This is a genomic window from Aromatoleum evansii, from assembly GCF_045689615.1.
GTDB lineage: Bacteria > Pseudomonadota > Gammaproteobacteria > Burkholderiales > Rhodocyclaceae > Aromatoleum > Aromatoleum evansii.
Genome location: NZ_CP141259.1, coordinates 2,936,711 through 2,956,972 on the forward strand (window position 1 = coordinate 2,936,711; position 20,262 = coordinate 2,956,972).

The 20,262-nt window shown below is 62.7% G+C and carries 18 protein-coding genes; 4 read left to right on the plus strand and 14 right to left on the minus strand.

Features of this window, described 5'->3' with window-relative positions:
- Window positions 1-2 precede the first annotated feature (2 nt).
- The 12 genes from U5817_RS13815 to U5817_RS13870 all read right to left on the minus strand — a co-directional run bounded on the left by U5817_RS13815 (window position 3) and on the right by U5817_RS13870 (window position 14,615).
- Complete coding sequence (locus U5817_RS13815; protein WP_407277719.1) at window positions 3-1,958, minus strand: ATP-dependent DNA helicase; 1,956 nt, start codon at window positions 1,956-1,958, stop codon at window positions 3-5.
- A 37-nt stretch (window positions 1,959-1,995) separates the two neighbouring features.
- Window positions 1,996-3,108: a cell division protein ZapE gene (zapE, locus tag U5817_RS13820; protein ID WP_407277720.1), complete on the minus strand. Its 1,113-nt coding sequence runs from the start codon at window positions 3,106-3,108 to the stop codon at window positions 1,996-1,998.
- A gap of 88 nt (window positions 3,109-3,196) precedes the next feature.
- Window positions 3,197-4,627, minus strand: coding sequence for a dihydrolipoyl dehydrogenase (lpdA, locus tag U5817_RS13825; RefSeq protein ID WP_169127573.1), 1,431 nt, complete (start codon window positions 4,625-4,627; stop codon window positions 3,197-3,199).
- Window positions 4,628-4,704: 77 nt separating this feature from the next.
- Window positions 4,705-5,904, minus strand: coding sequence for a 2-oxoglutarate dehydrogenase complex dihydrolipoyllysine-residue succinyltransferase (odhB, locus tag U5817_RS13830; RefSeq protein WP_169127575.1), 1,200 nt, complete (start codon window positions 5,902-5,904; stop codon window positions 4,705-4,707).
- 33 nt (window positions 5,905-5,937) lie between these two features.
- The gene (locus U5817_RS13835; RefSeq protein WP_407277721.1) at window positions 5,938-8,787 is read right to left on the minus strand and encodes a 2-oxoglutarate dehydrogenase E1 component; all 2,850 of its coding nucleotides are present in this window, start codon (window positions 8,785-8,787) and stop codon (window positions 5,938-5,940) included.
- 145 nt (window positions 8,788-8,932) lie between these two features.
- A complete protein-coding gene (gltA, locus tag U5817_RS13840; RefSeq protein ID WP_169127579.1) occupies window positions 8,933-10,228 on the minus strand; it encodes a citrate synthase in 1,296 nt (431 codons plus the stop codon).
- 62 nt (window positions 10,229-10,290) lie between these two features.
- A complete protein-coding gene (locus U5817_RS13845; protein ID WP_169127581.1) occupies window positions 10,291-10,527 on the minus strand; it encodes a succinate dehydrogenase assembly factor 2 in 237 nt (78 codons plus the stop codon).
- Window positions 10,524-11,234 (minus strand): succinate dehydrogenase iron-sulfur subunit, encoded by a 711-nt coding sequence (locus U5817_RS13850; protein ID WP_169127583.1) that lies wholly within the window; start codon window positions 11,232-11,234, stop codon window positions 10,524-10,526. Before U5817_RS13850 ends, U5817_RS13845 begins: the two co-directional genes overlap by 4 nt.
- Before the next feature lie 19 nt (window positions 11,235-11,253).
- Window positions 11,254-13,047, minus strand: a complete 1,794-nt coding sequence (gene sdhA, locus U5817_RS13855) for a succinate dehydrogenase flavoprotein subunit (protein ID WP_169127585.1) — start codon at window positions 13,045-13,047, stop codon at window positions 11,254-11,256.
- Window positions 13,048-13,049: 2 nt separating this feature from the next.
- Window positions 13,050-13,397, minus strand: a complete 348-nt coding sequence (sdhD, locus tag U5817_RS13860; protein WP_169127587.1) for a succinate dehydrogenase, hydrophobic membrane anchor protein — start codon at window positions 13,395-13,397, stop codon at window positions 13,050-13,052.
- A complete protein-coding gene (gene sdhC, locus U5817_RS13865) occupies window positions 13,391-13,780 on the minus strand; it encodes a succinate dehydrogenase, cytochrome b556 subunit (protein ID WP_169127589.1) in 390 nt (129 codons plus the stop codon). The genes sdhD and sdhC overlap by 7 nt, the downstream gene beginning before the upstream one ends.
- A gap of 106 nt (window positions 13,781-13,886) precedes the next feature.
- Window positions 13,887-14,615, minus strand: coding sequence for a GntR family transcriptional regulator (locus tag U5817_RS13870; RefSeq protein WP_169127591.1), 729 nt, complete (start codon window positions 14,613-14,615; stop codon window positions 13,887-13,889).
- Window positions 14,616-14,838: 223 nt separating this feature from the next.
- On the opposite strand from U5817_RS13870, the gene U5817_RS13875 reads away from it, so the two are divergent.
- Together U5817_RS13875 and U5817_RS13880 are read left to right on the plus strand one after the other, a co-directional pair.
- Window positions 14,839-15,828, plus strand: coding sequence for a malate dehydrogenase (locus U5817_RS13875; protein ID WP_407277723.1), 990 nt, complete (start codon window positions 14,839-14,841; stop codon window positions 15,826-15,828).
- Between the two features lie 94 nt (window positions 15,829-15,922).
- Window positions 15,923-16,918: an HpcH/HpaI aldolase/citrate lyase family protein gene (locus tag U5817_RS13880; RefSeq protein ID WP_407277724.1), complete on the plus strand. Its 996-nt coding sequence runs from the start codon at window positions 15,923-15,925 to the stop codon at window positions 16,916-16,918.
- 188 nt (window positions 16,919-17,106) lie between these two features.
- Here U5817_RS13880 and infA read toward each other — a convergent pair whose 3' ends face one another.
- Window positions 17,107-17,376: a translation initiation factor IF-1 gene (gene infA / locus U5817_RS13885; protein ID WP_169127663.1), complete on the minus strand. Its 270-nt coding sequence runs from the start codon at window positions 17,374-17,376 to the stop codon at window positions 17,107-17,109.
- A gap of 263 nt (window positions 17,377-17,639) precedes the next feature.
- On the opposite strand from infA, the gene U5817_RS13890 reads away from it, so the two are divergent.
- Window positions 17,640-18,614: an FHA domain-containing protein gene (locus U5817_RS13890; protein WP_407277725.1), complete on the plus strand. Its 975-nt coding sequence runs from the start codon at window positions 17,640-17,642 to the stop codon at window positions 18,612-18,614.
- Window positions 18,615-18,654: 40 nt separating this feature from the next.
- Here U5817_RS13890 and U5817_RS13895 read toward each other — a convergent pair whose 3' ends face one another.
- Entirely contained in the window at window positions 18,655-18,984 is a 330-nt protein-coding gene (locus U5817_RS13895; RefSeq protein ID WP_169127597.1) for a DUF2325 domain-containing protein, read from the minus strand.
- A 125-nt stretch (window positions 18,985-19,109) separates the two neighbouring features.
- On the opposite strand from U5817_RS13895, the gene U5817_RS13900 reads away from it, so the two are divergent.
- A complete protein-coding gene (locus U5817_RS13900) occupies window positions 19,110-20,129 on the plus strand; it encodes a Fe(3+) ABC transporter substrate-binding protein (protein ID WP_169127599.1) in 1,020 nt (339 codons plus the stop codon).
- The last annotated feature ends 133 nt before the right edge of the window (window positions 20,130-20,262 follow it).

Consider the following 20,262-nt stretch of genomic DNA (forward strand, 5'->3'; position numbering starts at 1 on the left):
AATCAGGCCCCGCGAGGAGGCGGGAGTTGCTCCAGGAATGCAATGGCCTCCGCTTCGGCGCGCGTGCGTCGCATCGGCGGCAAACTCCGCCAGACGATCTTGCCGTACTGCTTTTCGATCATCCGCGGATCGCAGATGCACAGCACGCCGAGATCGCGCTCGCTGCGGATCAGGCGCCCTGCCCCCTGTTTCATGTTGATCACGGCACGCGGCAACTGGTAGTGCATGAACGGATTGTGCCCGCTCTTCTGCAGATGCTCCACCCTCGCTGCAAGCACGGGGTCGTCAGGCGGAGCAAAGGGCAGCTTGTCGATGACCACCACCGACAAGGCGTCACCGGGCACATCGACGCCCTCCCAGAAGCTCTGGCTTGCCACGAGCACCGCGTTCCCCATGCGCCTGAAGCGATCGAGGAGCTCGGAGCGCGATCCTTCCCCCTGTAGCAACAGCGGCAATTCCTCCCCCGCGCGCTGGAGCCCCTCCGAGATCAGCGCGTGGATGCGTTTCATGGCGCGCAGTGAGGTGCAAAGCACGAAAGTACGCCCGCGCGCGGCGCGAATCAGGGGCAATGCGACGCGCGCGACGGCCTCGGCATAGTCGGGGTGGTTCGGATCGGGCATCGCGGCCGGCGCATAGAGCAGCGCCTGCTTGGCGTAGTCGAAGGGGCTCCCCCAAACGGCCGTGACAGGCGGCGGGTCGATCCAGCTCAAGCCCATCTCGTTGCAGTAGTGGGTGAAGTTCTGCCCCACAGCCAGCGTCGCCGAGGTGAAGATCCACGCCCGCGGATGGCTCTCGAGCTGGCGCCGGAAGACGCCCGAGACATGCAGCGGGGTCGCATTGAGCGCAGCGGACTGCTGGAACACCTCGACCCAGCGGACGAATTCACCCGCGTCCGGCGAGCGCCAGCGGACCAGCCGCTCGCCGACCTCGGCCGTGCGGCGCAGGCAGTTCGCGAGCCCTTCGCTGCGCTCTGCCTGGGTTTCGAGCACTGCCGCGAAGGCATCGATCTCGGCATCAAGCGCGTCAAGGCTCTTGTCGAAATCCGGCAGTGCAGCCGCCTGTGCCGCAGACAGCCGTGCGGGTTCGCTTCCGAACGCCAGCCGGAAATCGCGCGCCGCCTTTTCGAGCGCGCGCGTGGCGTCAATGAGTTCCCGGCAGTCGCGCGCGCCGGCGAGCGTCTCTGAGCGAGTGTCGCGCGCGAGTTCGAGTATCTGCGCCGTCGACACGCTCTCGCCGAAGAACAGGCTGGCCGTTTCGGGAAGCTGGTGGGCCTCGTCGAAAATCACTGCGTTGCAGGACGGCAGCAGCTCTCCCATCCCTTCGTCGCGCAACATCACATCGGCGAAGAAAAGGTGGTGATTCACGACCACCACGTCGGCATCCATCGCCGCGCGCCGCGCTGCCAGCACGAAGCATTCCTTCACATCGGGGCATTCCTGCCCCAGACAGTTGTCCCGCGTGGAAGTGGCGGCAAACCAGGCGGGCGAATCCTCGCGCACTTCGCTGCATTCGGCCTTGTCGCCGCTTTGCGTGATCTTGGCGAAGCGCGCGATGGTGCGCAGGTCCGCTGCGTCCTGCGCAGTGAGAAATCGCCCGTCGCGCTCGTTACGCGCCAAGTGGTAGGGACACACGTAGTTCGCACGCCCCTTGAGCAGCGCGATCGTGACGGGGATCTTCAGCGCAGCCCGGATGGTCGGAAGGTCGCGATTGAACAGCTGGTCCTGCAGCGTCTTCGTCCCCGTGGAGAGGATCACCTTTCCGCCGGACAGGAGGGCCGGCACGAGATAGGCAAATGTCTTCCCCGTACCCGTGCCGGCTTCGGCCACCAGGACGCGATTCTCCCGCAGCGCATCGGCAATGAGGCTGGCCATCTCGAGTTGCTGCGGTCGCGGACGAAACGATGGTATCGCCTCGGCGAGCGGCCCCTCGGGCGAAAAGGCTTGTTCGAGATCGATCATCGCAGACCCGAGGCTCCCAGCTTGGCCAATCTCGGGCTCAATCTACGCGGTGGCCCTGCGCTAGGTATTCCCGGCTGCGCATCTCGATCAGCCGGCTTACCGTGCGGACGAATTCGTGTGCGTTATGCCCCTGCGTGTAGAGCTCGGCGGCGTCCACCTCGGCGCTGGCGATGAGTTTCACCCGGTGGTCGTACAACACGTCGACAAGCCAGGTGAACCGGCGCGCCTCAGAGGCGCTACCCGCGCTCATTCGCGGGATACCCGACAGGATCAGGGTATGGTGCTCCCGCGCGATCTCCAGGTAATCGTTCTGCGAGCGCGGGCCGCCGCAAAGCGTCGCAAAGTCGAACCAGATCACGCCGGTCGCACGCCCAAGCACCGGCAGCTTGCGTTCGAACAGGTCGATCTCTCCGGCAACGGGTTCGCTTGCTGCCAGGTGATAGAAGTCCTCGCGCATCTTGCGCTCCGCCGCGCCGTCTGCCGGGACGAGGTAGATCTCCATCTGCTCCAAGGTCCGCAGGCGGTAATCGGTGCCGTGGTCCACCTCGAAGACGTCAAAGCGCTGCTTGATCATCTCGATCGTCGGCAGGAAGTTGATACGCTGCAGCCCGTTCGGATACAAGCCGTCGGGCGGGTAATTCGAGGTCATCACGAAGATGACGCCGCGTGCGAATAGCGCTTCGAGCAGGCGCCCAAGAATCATCGCATCGGCGATGTCGGACACGTGAAATTCGTCGAAGCACAACAGCCGCGTTTCCTTGGCCACGCGGTCCGCCACCCGTTGCAGGGGATCCGGCTCGTTGTTGAACTTCCTCAGATCGTTCTGCACTTCCTGCATGAAGGCATGGAAATGCACCCGCCGCTTGCGCTGGTACGGAACCGAGTCGTAGAAGCAATCCATCAGGAAGCTCTTGCCGCGTCCCACGCCTCCCCAGAAATACACGCTGCGGGGCATCTGTGGCCGGGTGAAGAGCTTGCGCAGGGTACCGCGCCGCGCCGCCTTGAAATCCAGAAGATCCGAATAGAGCGCCTGCAGGCGCTGTGCAGCCGAGCGCTGCTCCGGGTCCGACTTGTAGCCACGAGCGGCGAGTTGGGCCTCGTAGGCCTCGAGCATCCCGTACTGCGGGACATTCAGGACGCGATGGGGCATGGAATCTTCTTGAAACCGTAAAGCGAAAAAACGAGGGTGGTCCGGGATTATCCCGCACCACCCCGCGAGCGACCAGCCGGAAGGCCGATCAGAAGTGCAGCGGACGCTTATCCACCGCGAGGGCAGCCTCGTGCACCACTTCCGAGAGGGTCGGGTGGGCGTGGCAGATGCGAGCCAGGTCTTCCGATGCGGCGCCGAACTCCATCGCGACGACGGCTTCCGAGATCAGCTCGGATGCGTTGGCGCCGATGATGTGCACGCCGAGGATGCGGTCGGTCGTGGCGCAGGCCAGCATCTTGACGAAACCCGTGGGGTCGCCGGAGCCGAGCGCGCGGCCGTTGGCCATGAACGGGATCTTGCCGGCCCGGTAGGCGACGCCTTCGGCCTTGAGCTGCTGTTCCGTCTTGCCCACCCAGGCGATCTCGGGCGAGGTGTAGATCACGCCCGGAACCATGTCGAGGTTGCAGTGCCCGGCCTGCCCCGCGATGATTTCTGCGACCATGACGGCCTCTTCCATCGCCTTGTGCGCGAGCATCGGACCGCGGACGACGTCGCCGACCGCGTAGACATTCGGCAGATTCGACTTGCAGTGCCCGTCGACGACGATCTGGCCGCGTTCATTCACGTTCAGGCCGATTGCCGCGGCATTCAAACCGTCCGTATTCGGGACGCGGCCGACGGAAACGATCAGGCGATCGCACTCCAGCTTGGCCTCCTTGCCGTCCTTGTCGGTGTAGGCGACGGACACGCCCTTCTTGGTGACCTTCGTGTCGCCGATGGTCACACCCGTCTCGATCGCAAGACCCTGCTTCTTGAAGACCTTGAGTGCTTCCTTGGCAACGTCGAGGTCGGCAAAGCCCATGAAATCGGGCAGCGCTTCCAGCACGGTCACTTCGGAGCCCAGACGACGCCATACCGAACCCATTTCCAGGCCGATCACGCCGGCACCGATGACGCCGAGCTTCTTCGGCACCGAATCGAAGTCCAGCGCGCCGACGTTGTCGCAGACGATCTTGTTGTCGACCGGAATGCCGGGCAGATGACGGGGCTTGGAGCCGGTCGCAATGATGACGTGCTTGGCTTCGACCGTCTCGTTGCCGACCTTGACCACGTAACCGCCCGCACCAGCGCTTTCGAAGCTGCCATGGCCGGCCAGGAAGGTCACCTTGTTCTTCTTGAACAGGCCCTTGATGCCCTGCGTCAGCTGGTCGACGACCTTGTTCTTGCGACCGATCATCGTCGGCACGTCAATGCTCACGCCACCGCTCACCTTGATGCCCTGGCCCTCGAACGAGTGCTCGGCCTCCTCGAAGAGGTGCGAGGTGTGCAGCAGTGCCTTCGACGGGATGCACCCAACGTTGAGGCAGGTGCCGCCAAGACGCGGTTCGCCCTTCGGATCGGCATACGGGTTGGACTCCGCGCACGCCGTCTTGAAACCCAGTTGTGCGGCACGAATCGCCGCCACATACCCGCCAGGGCCGCCGCCGATGACGAGTACGTCGAATTGCTTGTCAGCCATCATTCACTCCCGAAAAAGGAAAAGCGTGGCGCTTCGCCGGACGGAAAGGTCCGGCGAAGCGCCACGCAGCATGTCGATTACACGTCGAGGATCAGGCGAGCCGGATCTTCCAGCGCTTCCTTCATCGTCACCAGGCCGAGGACCGCTTCGCGGCCGTCGATGATGCGGTGATCGTACGACATGGCCAGGTAGTTGATCGGACGGATCACGATCTGGCCGTTCTCGACGACCGGACGATCCTTGGTCGCATGGATGCCGAGGATGGCCGACTGCGGCGGGTTGATGATCGGCGTCGACAGCATCGAGCCGAACACGCCGCCGTTGGAGATCGAGAACGTGCCGCCGGAGAGTTCCTCGAGCGACAGCTTGCCGTCCTTGGCCTTCTGGCCGAACTCGGCGATCTTCTTCTCGATGTCGGCGATCGACATCTGGTCCGCATCACGCAGGATGGGCACCACCAGGCCGCGCGGCGAACCGACCGCGATGCCGATGTCGATGTAGCCGTGGTAGATGATGTCCGTACCATCGACCGACGCGTTCAGGATGGGGAATTTCTTCAGTGCGGCGACTGCGGCCTTCACGAAGAAGCCCATGAAGCCGAGACGGACGCCGTGCGCCTTCTCGAACTTGTCGCCGTACTGCTTGCGCAGCGCCATGACCGGGGCCATGTTCACTTCGTTGAACGTCGTCAGGATCGCGTTTTCGTTCTTCGACTGGATCAGGCGTTCGGCGATGCGTGCACGCAGGCGGGTCATCGGCACGCGCTCTTCCGGACGATCGCCGGTCAGCGTGAGCGAGGCAGGTGCTGCGGCGGGTGCTGCGGCCGGACGCGGCTGGGCGGCAACCGCATCTTCCTTGGTGACGCGTCCGCCACGACCGGACCCGGCGACGTCGGCGGCGGCGATTCCCTTCTCCTCGAGAATCTTGCGCGCGGCCGGGCTGGCGGCGCCGGATGCAGCGGCCGAGGGGGCTGCAGCAGCGGGCGCCGCCGCAGGAGCAGCTGCCGCCGCGGGCGCAGCGGCACCGGCGGAAGCCTTCGCCTCGGTGTCGATCTGGGCGATCAGCTCGCCCGAGGTCACGTTGTCGCCGTTCGCCTTGATGATCTTGACCAGCACGCCATCGGCGGGAGCCGGGGTCTCGAGAACGACCTTGTCGGTCTCGATGTCGATCAGGTTCTCGTCACGCGACACCGCGTCGCCTTCCTTCTTGTGCCACGAAACCAGGGTGGCTTCCGAAACCGATTCCGACAGTTGCGGAACTTTCACTTCAATCAGCATGTAGTCTTCTCCCGAAGTTCGAGCTCTTGCTTATTAGTTGGGCGATTGTTGCGTCGTGTCCTGAATGGGACCGAATGCGTTTTCCAGAACAGCCTTCTGCTGCGCGTTGTGCTTGGCGTAGTAGCCCACGGCAGGCGAAGCCGATGCCGGGCGGCTGACGAGCAGCAGCTTGCGCTTGGTGCCCAGCACGTTGATGAGATGCTGACGCGAAGCGAGCCAGTACCACGCACCCTGGTTGCGGGGCTCTTCCTGGCACCACACCACTTCCTTCGCGTTCGGGAACTGGTTGATCGCGGCGGCGAAGGCGTCCGTCGGGAACGGATAGATCTGCTCGATACGAACCAATGCCGTGTCGGTGATCTTGTTCTCGCGACGATGGGCCAGCAGCTCGTAGTAGATCTTGCCCTGGCACAGGACCACGCGCTTGACCTTCTTCGGATCCAGCTTCTCGACCTCGGGGATCACGGTCTGGAAGCTGCCGGTGGCGAGTTCGTCCATCGTCGAGATCGCTTCCTTGTGACGCAGCAGCGACTTCGGCGTGACGATGATGAGCGGCTTGCGCACCTTGCGCAGCATCTGGCGGCGCAGCAGATGGAACACCTGGGCCGGCGTCGTCGGGACGCAGATCTGCCAGTTGTTCTCGGCTGCGAGGCTCATGAAGCGCTCGGGGCGGCACGACGAATGCTCGGGACCCTGCCCTTCATAGCCGTGCGGCAGCATCATCACGAGGCCGCTCAGGCGTCCCCACTTCGCTTCGCCGGAGCTGATGAACTGATCGATGACGACCTGCGCGCCGTTCACGAAGTCGCCGAACTGGGCTTCCCAGACCACCAGTTCGTTCGGTTCGGTCGTGGAGTAGCCGTATTCGAACGCCAGCACCGCCTCTTCGGAAAGCACGGAATCGTGGCATTGGAAGCCGGCCTGCCCGTCCTGGATGTGATCCAGCGGCTTGTAGATGCCTTCGTCCCAGCGCTCGCGTTTCTGGTCGTGCAGCACGGCATGGCGGTGGAAGAAGGTTCCGCGCCCGACGTCTTCGCCCGAGATCCGCACGCGGTAGCCCTGTGCCAGCAGGCTGGCGTAGGCGAGGTTTTCGCCCATGCCCCAGTCGAGCGGCAGATCGCCCCGTGCCATCCCGGCGCGGTCATCGATGATCTTCTTCACGCGCGAGTGCAGCGCGAAGGTCTCGGGGACGGTCGACAACCGCTCGCCCAGGCGCTTGATCTCGCTGACCGGGATCGCCGTGTCGCAGGCGTCGGTATATGGTTGCTTGAGGAACGGGGTCCAATCCACCGAGAACTGACGGTTGTGGCCGGGCAGAACCGGATTCGACAACAGTTCGCCGCGATCGAGATGTTCGCGGTACTCGGCGATCATGCGATCGGGCTCGTCCGCCTCGCAGGTTCCCTCGGCGACGAGGCGGTCGGCATACAGCTTGCGGGTACCGGCGTGCTTCTGGATGGTGCGATACATCAGCGGCTGGGTCACCATCGGCTCGTCCTGCTCGTTGTGGCCGAGCTTGCGGAAGCAGATGATGTCGAGCACCACGTCCTTCTTGAACTCCTGGCGGAATTCGACGGCGAGCTTGGTGGCAAACGCAACCGCTTCCGGATCGTCGCCATTCACGTGGAAGATCGGTGCCTCGACCATCTTGAAGATGTCCGTGCAATACAGCGAGCTGCGGTAGTCGCGCGGATCGGAGGTCGTGAAGCCGATCTGGTTGTTGATGACGATGTGGATCGTGCCGCCCGTGCCGTAACCGCGGGTCTGCGAGAAGTTCAGCATCTCCTGGTTCACGCCCTGCCCCGCCACGGCTGCATCACCGTGGATCAGGACGGGAATGACCTGGGTCTTGGCCTCGTCGTTGCGACGCACCTGCCGTGCGAACACCGAACCTTCGACCACCGGGTTGATGATCTCGAGGTGCGACGGGTTGAACGCCAGCGTGAGGTGCATCGGCCCGCCCGACGTCATGACGTCGCTGGAGAAGCCCATGTGGTATTTCACGTCGCCCGCGGTGAGGTCCGCAGCAGCCTTGCCCTCGAATTCCGAGAACAGCATCGACGGCGACTTGCCCAGCGTATTCACCAGCACGTTCAGGCGACCGCGGTGGGCCATGCCGATCACCACTTCCTGCGCTCCGAGCGACCCGGCAACGCTGATCAGCTCGTCCATCGCGACGATAGCGGATTCGCCGCCTTCGAGCGAGAAGCGCTTCTGGCCGACGTATCGCGTGTGCAGGTAGCGCTCGAGCGTCTCCGCAGCGGTCGTGCGCTCGAGGATGCGCTTCTTCTTCGCCGCATCGTAGCGCGGCGTTGCGCGCACGCTCTCGAGGCGCGCCTGAATCCAGCGCTTCTGCGAGATGTCGGAGATGTACATGTATTCGGAGCCGACCGAGCCGCAGTAGGTCTGACGCACCGCTTCGAGGATCTCGCGCAGCGTCGCGTGGTCGGTCGAGAAGCCGTGGAACGAACCGGTATTGAAGCTGCGCGACAGGTCCGCCTCGGTAAAGCCGTAGTACGACGGTTCGAGCTCGGCGATGTGCGGCCGCTCGGTGCGACGCAGCGGGTCGAGATTCGCCCAACGGTTGCCGAGGAAGCGGTAGGCATTGATGAGCTGCAGCGTGCTCACCTGACGCTTGTCGTCACCTTCGGAGACGACGGTACGGACAGCGCCGCGCTTCGCCATCTCGGTGAACGCCGCGATCACGGGCCCGTGTGCCACGTCGCGCAGCGCAGCGCCGCTTTGCGACTGGAGGTTGTCGAAATAGGCGCGCCACGATTCCGGCACCGACGCCGGATCGGACAGGTAATTCTCGTAAAGCTCCTCGATGAACGGCGCATTGCTGCCGAACAAATGAGAAGTGGATCGTTGCTGAATGGTCATTTGTTATGCCACCTGTAGTCTTATTGCGTTGCTTGGGCTACTCGACGCTGCATGCCCGGCATCTCCAACAAAAACGGGATGGCCGCGTCGAACGACCATCCCGCGGAGATCATCGCCGGGATTCTCTCCCGCCCTTGATCATCAGTTACGGACGCTGGGCCAGGTCCGGAACAGTCCGGCGTGCCGCACCGATGTAGAGCTGGCGCGGACGACCGATCTTGTACTCGGGGTCGGTGATCATCTCTTCCCACTGGGTGATCCAGCCGACAGTACGTGCCAGCGCGAAGATGCAGGTGAACATCGACGTGGGGATGCCCAGCGCCTTCTGCACGATACCCGAGTAGAAGTCGACGTTCGGGTACAGCTTCTTCTCGACGAAGTACTCGTCTTCCAGCGCGATCCGCTCGAGTTCCTTCGCCAGCTTGAACAGGCGGTCGTTCTCGAGGCCGAGTTCGCCCAGGACGTCGGCGCAGACCTTGCCCATGAGCTTCGCGCGCGGGTCGAAGTTCTTGTACACGCGGTGACCGAAGCCCATCAGCTTGAAGCTGTCGTTCTTGTCCTTCGCGCGCTTGATGTACTCGCCGACGCGCGATACGTCGCCGATCTCTTCCAGCATGTTCAGGCAGGCTTCGTTCGCGCCGCCGTGTGCCGGGCCCCACAGGCAGGCGATACCGGCCGAGATGCAGGCGAACGGGTTGGCGCCCGACGAGCCGGCCAGGCGGACGGTCGAGGTCGAGGCATTCTGCTCGTGGTCGGCGTGCAGCGTAAAGATGACGTCCAGTGCGCGCACCAGCACCGGGTTCGGCTCGTACGTCTCGCACGGCGTACCGAACATCATGTGCATGAAGTTCGCCGTGTAGTCGAGGTCGTTGCGCGGGTACATGAAGGGCTGGCCCATGTTGTACTTGTAGGCCATCGCGACGATCGTCGGCAGCTTGGCGATCAGACGGTTGATCGAGATGTTGCGGTGAGCTGCATCCGAGAAATCCATCGCCTCGTGGTAGAACGCCGATAGGGCGCCGACCACACCGACCATGACCGCCATCGGGTGCGCGTCACGACGGAAGCCCGAATAGAACTTCGTCATCTGGTCGTGCAGCATCGTGTGGTTCTTGATCGTCGTCTCGAACTCACCCTTTTGTGCCGCGTTCGGCAGCTCGCCGTTCTTGAGCAGATAGGCAACTTCCAGGAAGTTGCACTTCTCGGCGAGTTGCTCGATGGGATAGCCCCGATACAGCAGCTCGCCCTTGTCACCGTCGATGAAGGTAATCGTGGACTTGCAGCTCGCGGTCGAAAGGAACCCGGAGTCATAGGTGAAGAGACCGGTCTTGGCACCCAGGGTGCGGATGTCGATGACATCGTTGCCGTGGGTGCCGGTCATCACCGGGAATTCGACGGTCTTGCCATCGACGGTAAGCGTTGCGGTGCGTTCAGTGCTCATAGGTCATCCCTTATGCGTGCCCGTATTAACTACTAGCTCCCTGTAACGACCGTCCTGCCGAGTCAGCGCTGACTCAGCAGTCCGATCATCTCCTTCCAGCGGTCGACCTCGCAGGGGCTGCTCCCGTTGACCATGGCCCACAGCTCATGGTCCTCGCAGCGGAGCAGATCCTCGAGGTCCGCCAACTGACCGTCCGTAAGACGGTCGAAGTCCCTTTCCAGAAAGCGTGCGAAGACGAGGTCGAGCTCCAGAAGAGCCCGACGACACTGCCAGCGCACGCGTCCCCGGTTGATGTTCATACTGCCCGGCTGACCATCATGTCCTTGATCTTGCCGATCGCGCGCGTCGGATTCAGGCTCTTCGGACACACGTCGACACAGTTCATGATGGTGTGGCAGCGGAACAGCCGATACGGATCCTCGAGGTTGTCGAGACGCTCGCTCGTTGCCTCGTCGCGCGTATCGGCGATGAAGCGGTAAGCCGCGAGCAGGCCAGCCGGCCCAACGAACTTGTCCGGGTTCCACCAGAACGACGGGCAGGACGTCGAGCAGCACGCGCACAGGATGCACTCGTACAGTCCGTTGAGCTCTTCGCGCTCTTCCGGCGACTGCAGGCGCTCGCGCTCCGGCGCAGGCGTGTTGTTCACCAGATAGGGCTTGATCGAGTGGTACTGCTTGAAGAACTGGGTCATGTCCACGATCAGGTCGCGGATGACCGGCAGGCCCGGCAGCGGACGCAGCACGATCGGCTGGGCCAGGTTGTCGATGTCCGTCAGGCAGGCCAGGCCGTTCTTGCCGTTGATGTTCATGGCGTCCGAACCGCACACGCCTTCGCGGCACGAGCGGCGGAACGACAGCGAATCGTCCTTCGCCTTGAGGCGTACCAGCGCGTCGAGGAGCTTCTTGTCCGACTCCTCGAGTTCGACGCTGATGTCCTGCATGTAGGGCTTCTCGTCACGATCCGGATCGTAACGGTACATCTTGAATTGAACAGTACGCTTGCTCATTTAACTATCTCTCCCGCACTTAGTAGGTGCGCTTGGCGAGCGCGATCGGCTCGACGTCGTGCGACAGCGGCTTCATGGTGACAGGCTTGTATTCGAGGCGATTGCCTTCGCGATACCACAGCGTGTGCTTGAGCCACTCATTGTCGTTGCGGCCGTTCGGGAATTCCGCGGTATCCGGCGCGTCGTCGCGCACGTGAGCGCCACGCGACTCCTTGCGGGCCTCGGCCGAAATCATCGTCGCCTTCGCGACTTCGATCAGGTTGTCGAGTTCCAGCGCTTCCATGCGCGCGGTGTTCCAGACCTTGGACTTGTCCTTGATCTCGGTACGCTTCGAACGCTCTGCAACGTCCAGGATGGCGGTCACACCTTCCTTCAGCAGCTTGTCGAAACGGAACACGCCGGCGTGCTTCTGCATGGTGCGGCGCATCGCCTGCCCCACTTCCGCAACGCTCTCGCCACCGGTCTGGTTTTCCAGCCGGGAAATCCGCGCCAGCGAAGCATCGGCGGCGTCGGCCGGCAGCGGCTTCAGCGACAGGTTGCCGCTCTGGATGTCCTCGACCACAGATTCGCCGGCCGACTTGCCGAAGACGAGAAGGTCGAGCAGCGAGTTCGTGCCAAGACGGTTCGCGCCATGCACCGAGGCGCAGGCACATTCGCCGGCAGCATAGAAGCCGACGACGGGGGAGTTCGGTTCGCCGTCCTTCGGCACGACGACCTGGCCCTTGTAGTTCGTCGGGATGCCGCCCATCTGGTAGTGGCAGGTCGGGACGACCGGAATCGGCGCCTTGATCGGATCGACGCCGGCGAACTGGATCGAGATCTCGCGAATGCCCGGGAGACGCTTCATGATCGTCTCGGGCGACAGGTGCGTGATGTCGAGGAGCACGTGATCCTTGTCGGGACCGCAACCGCGACCTTCGTTGATCTCGGTGACCATGGAGCGGGACACGACGTCGCGCGAAGCCAGATCCTTCAGGTTCGGCGCATAGCGCTCCATGAAGCGCTCGCCGGAGGCATTGCGCAGGATGCCGCCTTCGCCGCGCACGCCCTCGGTGATCAGCACGCCCGCGCCGGCCACGCCGGTCGGGTGGAACTGCCAGAATTCCATGTCCTCGAGCGGGATGCCCGCACGTGCGGCCATGCCGACGCCGTCGCCGGTATTGATGAAGGCGTTGGTCGAGCTGTAGAAAATGCGGCCGGCACCACCGGTGGCGAAAATCGTCGCCTTCGAGTGGAAGATCGACACTTCACCGGTTTCGAGTTCGAGCGCGGTGACACCGACGACATCGCCATCCTGATCGCGGATCAGGTCGAGCGCGATCCATTCCACGAAGAATTGGGTGTTCGCACGCACGTTGCGCTGGTAGAGCGCGTGCAGCATCGCGTGACCGGTACGGTCAGCAGCTGCACAGGAACGGGACACCGGCGACTGGCCGTAGTTCTGCGAATGACCGCCGAACGGACGCTGATAGATCTTGCCGTTGTCGGTACGGTCGAAGGGCATGCCGTAGTGTTCGAGCTCGACGACCACCTCGTTGGCCTTGCGGCACATGAATTCGATGGCGTCCTGGTCGCCCAGCCAGTCCGACCCCTTAACGGTGTCGTACATGTGCCAGTGCCAGTTGTCTTCCGTCGAGTTGCCGAGCGAGGCGGCAACGCCACCCTGTGCCGCCACGGTGTGCGAGCGGGTCGGGAAGACCTTGGTGAGCACGGCGGTCTTCAGGCCGGCCTCGGAAAGTTGCAGGGCCGCACGCAGACCGGCACCACCGGCGCCGACGATAACTGCGTCAAAAGTACGCTTAGCGACAGTCACGCTCACAGCCTCCAAAGAATCTGCGCAGCCCAGCCGGCGTAGCCGACGAGCAGGAAAATCGTTACGAGATGCAGGGTCAGACGCACGCCGACCGGCTTGATGTAATCCATCCAGATGTCACGCACCCCGATCCAGGCGTGATAGAAGAGCGCCAGGAAGAACAGGAATGCGAAGAAACGCACGATGCCGTTGCGGAACAGGCCGGACCAGGTCTGGTAGGTCATCTCGGGAAGACCGAGGGCAGCCGCGGCGAAAAGGATGGTGAAGATCACCATGAACAGCGCGGTTGCGCGCTGCGCGATCCAGTCGCGCAGGCCGTAGTGAGCACCGACGACAATACGATTTACCATAGCTTCACTCCGATGATCACGGTCAGTGCGATGCTGACGACCAGCACGATGCGCGAGCTGTTGCGGGCCGACTGAAGGTCGATGCCCTTGTGGAGGTCGAGCAGCAGGAAGCGGATGCCCGCACAGAAGTGATGCAGGTAGGCCCAGAGCAGGCCCAGCAGAAGGAGCTTGACGAGCGGGTTGCCAACCACGCTCTTGTACGCTGCGAACGACTCGGGCGAAGCGAGGCTGCGATCGAACAGGTACAGGAGGAACGGCATCATCAGGAACAGCCCCGCCCCGCTGACCCGATGAAGAATGGATACGATACCCGGCAACGGCAGCCGGATCTCGTGCAGGGCCAGGAATTTGGGCCGCTGCTTGCGCACTATGGCTTCTGACATATTGTTTTACCCCTAGTTTAGCGACGGTTGCCCGACGCGGTTCTCCCAACTTGCAAAGCGCGGGAATTATATACGCGGAAGCTATGCATTCCGCCGCCCCGCCCGCTCAATTCAGCTCATTCAGATAAAAATGCTCGGCCGTCGAATAGAGGCCGCGCCGCCATTCGACCGGTTTATCGCCATAGGTGTATGTGACGCGCTCGACCGACAGAAGCGGAGTGCCTTCCTGCACGCGCAATGTCTCGCTGGTGGACCGGTCGGCCGCCACTGCACGGATCCGCTCCTGCGCGCGAATCATGCGCAGCCCGAAGCGCGTTTCGAACAGGCTGTAGAGCGATCCGTTCCAGCTCTGCAGCACCTCAAGGGTCAACCCCTGGAAAATCTCGCCCGGTAGATAGATCTCGTCGATGACCACCGGTTTTTGCGCGAACTTGAGCAGGCGTCGTACGATGATGATGGGCTCGCCCTGCTCGATGCCGAGCATGCGCGACGCTTCCTGGCCCGCCTTGGCGCGCCAGCAGTCCATCGGCACGCTCTGCGGGTGAGCGAGATCCCCATCCATCGGCACGAGGCGCAGAAATCGGAAAAGCGCACGCGGATCGTTGTGCGATGCAACGAAGGTGCCCTTGCCCTGCTTCCGCACGAGAAGGTTCTCGGCCGCCATCTCGTCGATTGCCTTTCGGACCGTCCCCTGCGAGACGCTGAATCGCGAGGCGAGCTCCTGCTCGCTCGGAATCACCTGCCCGGGACGCCATTCGCCCGACTCAAGTGCCTGAAGAATCAAGCTCTTGATCTGCCGGTAAAGCGGACTGAAGGTTGGGGATTCCTGTGCCATGGGCGCATTTCATCACAAATTTTTTCGAACGTCCATTATCAGTCTAATGTCTTATATAAGACAAGTGACATTAATTGACACGCACTGGACTTGCTTCTACCATCCTCCCGCCCCGGAAACCGCTTTCGCGGATTCCATAGTCGAACGCCGAGCTGCAATCGCGGGCGCAAGATCTACAATCAAAACCGTCTTCTCTTCAATTCGCTTTAGAGGGAGTACTCAGATGAGCAAAGCCCCCGTCCGTGTCGCCGTCACCGGCGCTGCCGGCCAGATCGGATACAGCCTGCTGTTCCGCATCGCCAGCGGCGAAATGCTGGGCAAAGATCAGCCCGTGATCCTGCAACTGCTCGATCTGCCGCAGGCCCAGAAGGCGGTCAAGGGCGTCATGATGGAGCTGGAAGACTGCGCCTTCCCGCTGCTCGCCGGCATGGTCGCGACGGACGACCCGAACGTCGCATTCAAGGATGCCGACTACTGCCTGCTCGTCGGCGCCCGTCCGCGCGGCCCCGGCATGGAGCGCGCCGACCTGCTGACCGCGAACGGCGCGATCTTCACCGTTCAGGGCAAGGCGATTGCCGAGAACGCCAAGGAGACCGTCAAGGTCCTCGTCGTCGGCAACCCCTGCAACACCAATGCCTACATTGCCGCCGCCGCTGCCAAGAAGGTCGGCCGCACCAACCCGAACAACTACCACGGCATGCTGCGCCTGGATCACAACCGCGCCCTGTCGCAGCTCGCCGGCAAGACGGGCCGTCCGGTCTCGAGCCTGAAGAAGATGGTCGTGTGGGGCAACCACTCGCCGTCGATGTACGCCGATTACCGCTTCTGCACCTCGAACGGCGATTCGGTCAAGGCGCTCGTCAATGATCACGCCTGGAACAACGACGTGTTCCTGCCGACCGTCGGCAAGCGCGGCGCGGCGATCATCGACGCACGCGGCCTGTCGTCCGCGGCCTCGGCTGCGAACGCCGCCATCGACCATATGCGCGACTGGGCCCTCGGCTCCGATGATTGGGTTACCATGGGCGTTCCGTCCGACGGCTCCTACGGCATCCCGGCCGGCGTCGTGTTCGGCTTCCCCTGCGAGTGCAAGAACGGCGAATTCAAGATCATCCAGGGTCTCGAGATCGACGAATACTCGCGCGAGAAGATCAACAAGACCCTCGCCGAGCTCGAAGACGAGCGCGCTGCCGTTGCCGACATGCTGAAGTAATCAGCGGGCGCAACACTTCAAGAAAGCCGCGGCTGAGCGCCGCGGCTTTTTTTTGTGCGGCGGTTTCAGCAGAATCGGACCCCTCGACACGCATATGGACAAAGTCATGCAACACCCTGCCGACGTTCTTTTTGCCGGGGAAAAACCCTTTCCGGCGCTACCCGCCGTCGATCACTACGCGGGCTCGGAGAAGCTCATGCGAAAGGCTCTGCAGTTGCAGCAGGAGCTCGGGCCGATCTTCGATGTGACCTGCGACTGCGAGGATGGTGCTCATGCCGGGGCCGAGGCCGAGCATGCGACGATGGCTGCCGAAATGATTCTGTCAGGAGACAATCGTTTCGGTCGCGTCGGTGCACGCATTCATGACATCACGCACGGACATTGGGAGCAGGACCTCGAAATTCTTGTCGGGCTGGCGGGGCGCCGCCTGGCGTTCGTCACACTGCCCAAAGTTCGCTCCGCGCGTGACGCTGCGGAACAGATCCGGGCGTTGCGCGCGGTCGAAGCGTCGCACGGAATAGACAAGGCGATTCCGGTGCACGTGTTGATCGAGACGCATGGGGCGCTACGCGAAGCATGGGAGATCGCTGCCCTGGATAGCGTCGAGTCACTCGACTTCGGCCTCATGGATTTCGTGTCCGGACATCATGGAGCGATCCCCGGAAGCGCGATGACCAGCCCCGGGCAGTTCACACACCCGCTGGTGGTCCGGGCCAAAGTCGAGATCGCCGCCGCGGCGCTCGGCAATGGCGTCGTCCCGTCCCACAACGTCACCACCGAACTGAAGGATCTCGATTACATACGTGGGGATGCGGACCGTGCGCGCCGCGAGTTCGGCTACCTGCGCATGTGGAGCATCCATCCGAACCAGATCCGGCCCATCGTCGAGGCGATGCGCCCAGACTTCTCGGAGGTCGAAGCCGCGGTCGAGATTCTCGTCAATGCCCAGGCCGTTGGCTGGGGGCCGACCCAGCACAAGGGCAAGCTCCACGATCGGGCCTCGTATCGGTATTTCTGGGAATTGCTATCGCGCGCCAAGGCGACCGGGATGGCGATCGGGGATGAAGCTGAACGGCGCTTCTTCGGTTGAAGGCGCGCCCCGCGAATCGGGGCTTTCAGGTCAGAAACAAGCCGCGGCCTCCGCGATCGAGGGGCTGCGGGCCGTTTCGCCGGTGCGACGCGATTCTTCGGCGCTGTCCATGTTGCGCCGTATCAAGAAGCGAGAAAGCTGGCGCTCCCCGCGAGGCGCGCATTCGACCGGCCGGGAAAGCGAAAGATTCAGCGACCGCGGTACTGGCGCGGCGGCGGGGGAGGCGCGTCGCTTCGCTCCTCCTTGTGGCGGAAGCTGATGCGCGCCTTGGTAAGATCGTAGGGTGACAGTTCGACGCTGACCTTGTCGCCGGCCAGGATGCGGATACGATGCTTGCGCATCTTGCCCGAAGCGTAAGCTTGGACTTCCACGCCGTTTTCGAGGGTCACACGAAAGCGCGTGTCGGGAAGTACCTCATTCACGACACCTTCCATTTCCAGCAGTTCTTCCTTCGCCATTTCAACTCCTCGAAAACAGGCAATATCCGGCGGCGCGACGGTCAGCATCAGCCCGCACGACGACCGTCCGTGGCGCGGCATTCGAGCCCATCGCCCACAAGGGCAATGGCGCGACATCGGAACGCTCCAGACAATCGGAAATATGCAAAGCCGGGGAGGCGATGACGCTTTCGCTGCGACGTCGGGGATGACCGCGACAACCGGCAGAGAATGAGCCGGAACGGGGTTTCGATCCGGATCTTTAATGCCCGGATTATAGCGGATTGCGCGATCCGCCCCCAAATCCGGCGATTTCCGGATTCGATTGTGCGTCGCACATGTCCGCCTTTCCTTATAATGAAACGATGTCGGCTCCCGAAACCTCCCCTGAGACCTGTACCGTTTTTTTTGCCGACCTGGCCGGCAGCACGCAGCTTTACGAGCGCGCCGGGGACGCCGCCGCCTACCGCCTGGTCGAGCAATGCCTGCTCGGGATGCGACAGGAAATCCTGGCCTGCGGCGGCAGGGTAATCAAGAACACCGGGGATGGACTGCTCGCCGTTTTTCCCGACGCGAACAACGCGCCCGAGGCGGCGATACGGATTCACTACGTCGTTCAGGATCTGCCTCGCGTGTCGGGGCATAAAATGGCGGTGCGCGTCGCGTTCCATACCGGAACGGTGATCGTTAGCGACGAGGACGTCTTTGGCGACACGGTGAATGTGGCGGCCCGTCTGCTCGAACTGGCGACACCCGGGCGTGCAATTGCATCCGAACAAAGCGTCCTTGCGCTCAAGCCGGAATGGCGCAATCTCATGCATCCGCTCCAGAGCAGAAGCCTGCGGGGGGTGTCGCGCCTGACGGCGCCGTTCGAATTGGTGTGTGAATCCGCGGGCGATCTGACCGTGGTTCAGAGCGTGCAACTCGGTGCTGAAGACGCAGCGGAGTTGCGACTGAGCATTGCGGACCGTTCAATGACCCTGAACGCTCAGGCTCCGAGCGCACGACTGGGGCGCGGAAGTTCTTCGGAGATCCGCGTAACGGACACGCGCGCCTCGCGGGAACATGCCTACATCGAACTGCGTGGCGACAAGTTCGTTCTTGTCGACCGGAGCAGTAACGGCACCTTCGTCGCCATTGACGGTGAACGCGAGTTCATACTTTCGCACGAGGAAGTCGTGCTGCGAAAACGCGGGCGTATCGCCCTTGGCAGATCCACCGCGGAAAGTCACGACGTCATCGAATTCACCTGCCTGTAAGTAACGCGGCAGGCGTCGAGGCGCCCTCCTCCGCGGCACTTCAGTGCTTGGCGCAGTCTGCACGGCAAGCCGCGCAGTTGCTCCGATCCACCCGTTTTCCGAGTGCCTGCTGGAGCGCACATACGGATCGCCGGCAACACACGACCGCCGCACCTTCCTTGCTTGCCGCTTCACGGAAACGCTGCATTACGTTGTGTCCGAGGAAGTCGGTGAAGAGAATCACCATTCCTATCCCGGCCGGCAGAGTCGCACTACGGCGCTGGTGAGCCGTTTCCCGGCCGCTTACGTGCCCGGCAATGCGGATCCCGAATTCCGACAGGACATTCGGAATGTTGCCGAGGCGATCAGCTCCCACAATCAGTGCATCCATGTTATTCCTCGTCGCTATTGCGAATCATTCGCAACTATAGTGCCTGCAATGCGAACTATTTGCAAGTAAGAATTGTTCTCGATAGTATTGCGCCATCACCTCATGACGAAACAAGGAAACCCCCGATGAAAAAGACGCTGATCGCTTCCATCCTCACCGGCATCGGTGCCCTGTCCGGCCAGGCCATCGCCGCCGACACGGAGCTGAACCTGTACTCGGCGCGCCACTACCAGACCGACGAGGCCTTGTATTCAAACTTCACCAAGCAGACCGGGATCAAGATCAACCGGATCGAAGCCAAGGAAGATGAGCTGCTCGAGCGCATCCGCAACGAGGGTGCGAACAGCCCGGCTGATGTCTTCATCACCGTCGATGCATCGCGCCTGGCCAAGGCAGACGAACTCGGGATCTTTGCGCCGGTGAAGTCCAAGGTGCTGGAAGAGCGGATTCCCGCGCATCTGCGTGCCGCGAACTGGTACGCGTATTCGACGCGCGCTCGCGTGATCGTGTACAACAAGGATTCGGTGAAGGCGGACGATGTTCAGACCTACGAAAGCCTCGCCTCCCCCGCACTCAAGGGCAAGATCTGCTCGCGCTCGGGCAGCCACCCGTACAACATTTCCCTCGGGGCGGCCCTGGTGAAGCACAACGGCGCTGAAGCGACCGAAACCTGGGCCAAAAACGTGGTCGCGAATTTCGCTCGTGCCCCGAAGGGCGGCGATACCGACCAGATCAAGGCAGTCGCGGCTGGCGAGTGCGGCGTGACGATCGCCAACACTTATTATCTTGCGCGCCTGATGAATTCCGACAAGCCCGAGGACAAGGCCGTGGTCGCGAAGATCGGCACCGTCTGGCCGAACCAGAATACTTGGGGCACGCACATCAACATTTCGGGCGCGGGCATGCTGAAGAACGCCCCGAACAAGGGTGCCGCGGTCAAGTTCCTCGAGTATCTGGCGTCGGACGAGGCGCAGGCCTACTTCGCCAACGGCAACAACGAGTGGCCCGTTGTCGCGAACGTCAAGGTGAGCAACGCTGCGCTCGACACACTTGGCAAGTTCAAGGCGGACACGCTGCCGATCGGCGAACTCGCCAGCACGACCGCCGAAGCGCAGAAGATCTACGACCGCGCGGGCTTCCGCTGATCGTTAAGTCTGCGGCGGAGGCTCCGTCGCAGACTTAATTTCGACAAGAGCGAGAAGGGAAAAGGATGACGCCTTCCGGTTTGACCGGAAGGCGTCATTTTTTGTATTACCCCCGCAACGCGCCCGAAACGAG

Coding starts and splice junctions, on each gene's coding strand:
- U5817_RS13815 (WP_407277719.1), bottom strand. CDS start 1,958: ATGATCGATCTCGAACAAGCCTTTTCGCCCGAGGGGCCGCTCGCCGAG.
- zapE (WP_407277720.1), bottom strand. CDS start 3,108: ATGCCCCATCGCGTCCTGAATGTCCCGCAGTACGGGATGCTCGAGGCC.
- lpdA (WP_169127573.1), bottom strand. CDS start 4,627: ATGGCTGACAAGCAATTCGACGTACTCGTCATCGGCGGCGGCCCTGGC.
- odhB (WP_169127575.1), bottom strand. CDS start 5,904: ATGCTGATTGAAGTGAAAGTTCCGCAACTGTCGGAATCGGTTTCGGAA.
- U5817_RS13835 (WP_407277721.1), bottom strand. CDS start 8,787: ATGACCATTCAGCAACGATCCACTTCTCATTTGTTCGGCAGCAATGCG.
- gltA (WP_169127579.1), bottom strand. CDS start 10,228: ATGAGCACTGAACGCACCGCAACGCTTACCGTCGATGGCAAGACCGTC.
- U5817_RS13845 (WP_169127581.1), bottom strand. CDS start 10,527: ATGAACATCAACCGGGGACGCGTGCGCTGGCAGTGTCGTCGGGCTCTT.
- U5817_RS13850 (WP_169127583.1), bottom strand. CDS start 11,234: ATGAGCAAGCGTACTGTTCAATTCAAGATGTACCGTTACGATCCGGAT.
- sdhD (WP_169127587.1), bottom strand. CDS start 13,397: ATGGTAAATCGTATTGTCGTCGGTGCTCACTACGGCCTGCGCGACTGG.
- sdhC (WP_169127589.1), bottom strand. CDS start 13,780: ATGTCAGAAGCCATAGTGCGCAAGCAGCGGCCCAAATTCCTGGCCCTG.
- U5817_RS13870 (WP_169127591.1), bottom strand. CDS start 14,615: ATGGCACAGGAATCCCCAACCTTCAGTCCGCTTTACCGGCAGATCAAG.
- U5817_RS13875 (WP_407277723.1), top strand. CDS start 14,839: ATGAGCAAAGCCCCCGTCCGTGTCGCCGTCACCGGCGCTGCCGGCCAG.
- U5817_RS13880 (WP_407277724.1), top strand. CDS start 15,923: ATGGACAAAGTCATGCAACACCCTGCCGACGTTCTTTTTGCCGGGGAA.
- infA (WP_169127663.1), bottom strand. CDS start 17,376: ATGGCGAAGGAAGAACTGCTGGAAATGGAAGGTGTCGTGAATGAGGTA.
- U5817_RS13895 (WP_169127597.1), bottom strand. CDS start 18,984: ATGGATGCACTGATTGTGGGAGCTGATCGCCTCGGCAACATTCCGAAT.
- U5817_RS13900 (WP_169127599.1), top strand. CDS start 19,110: ATGAAAAAGACGCTGATCGCTTCCATCCTCACCGGCATCGGTGCCCTG.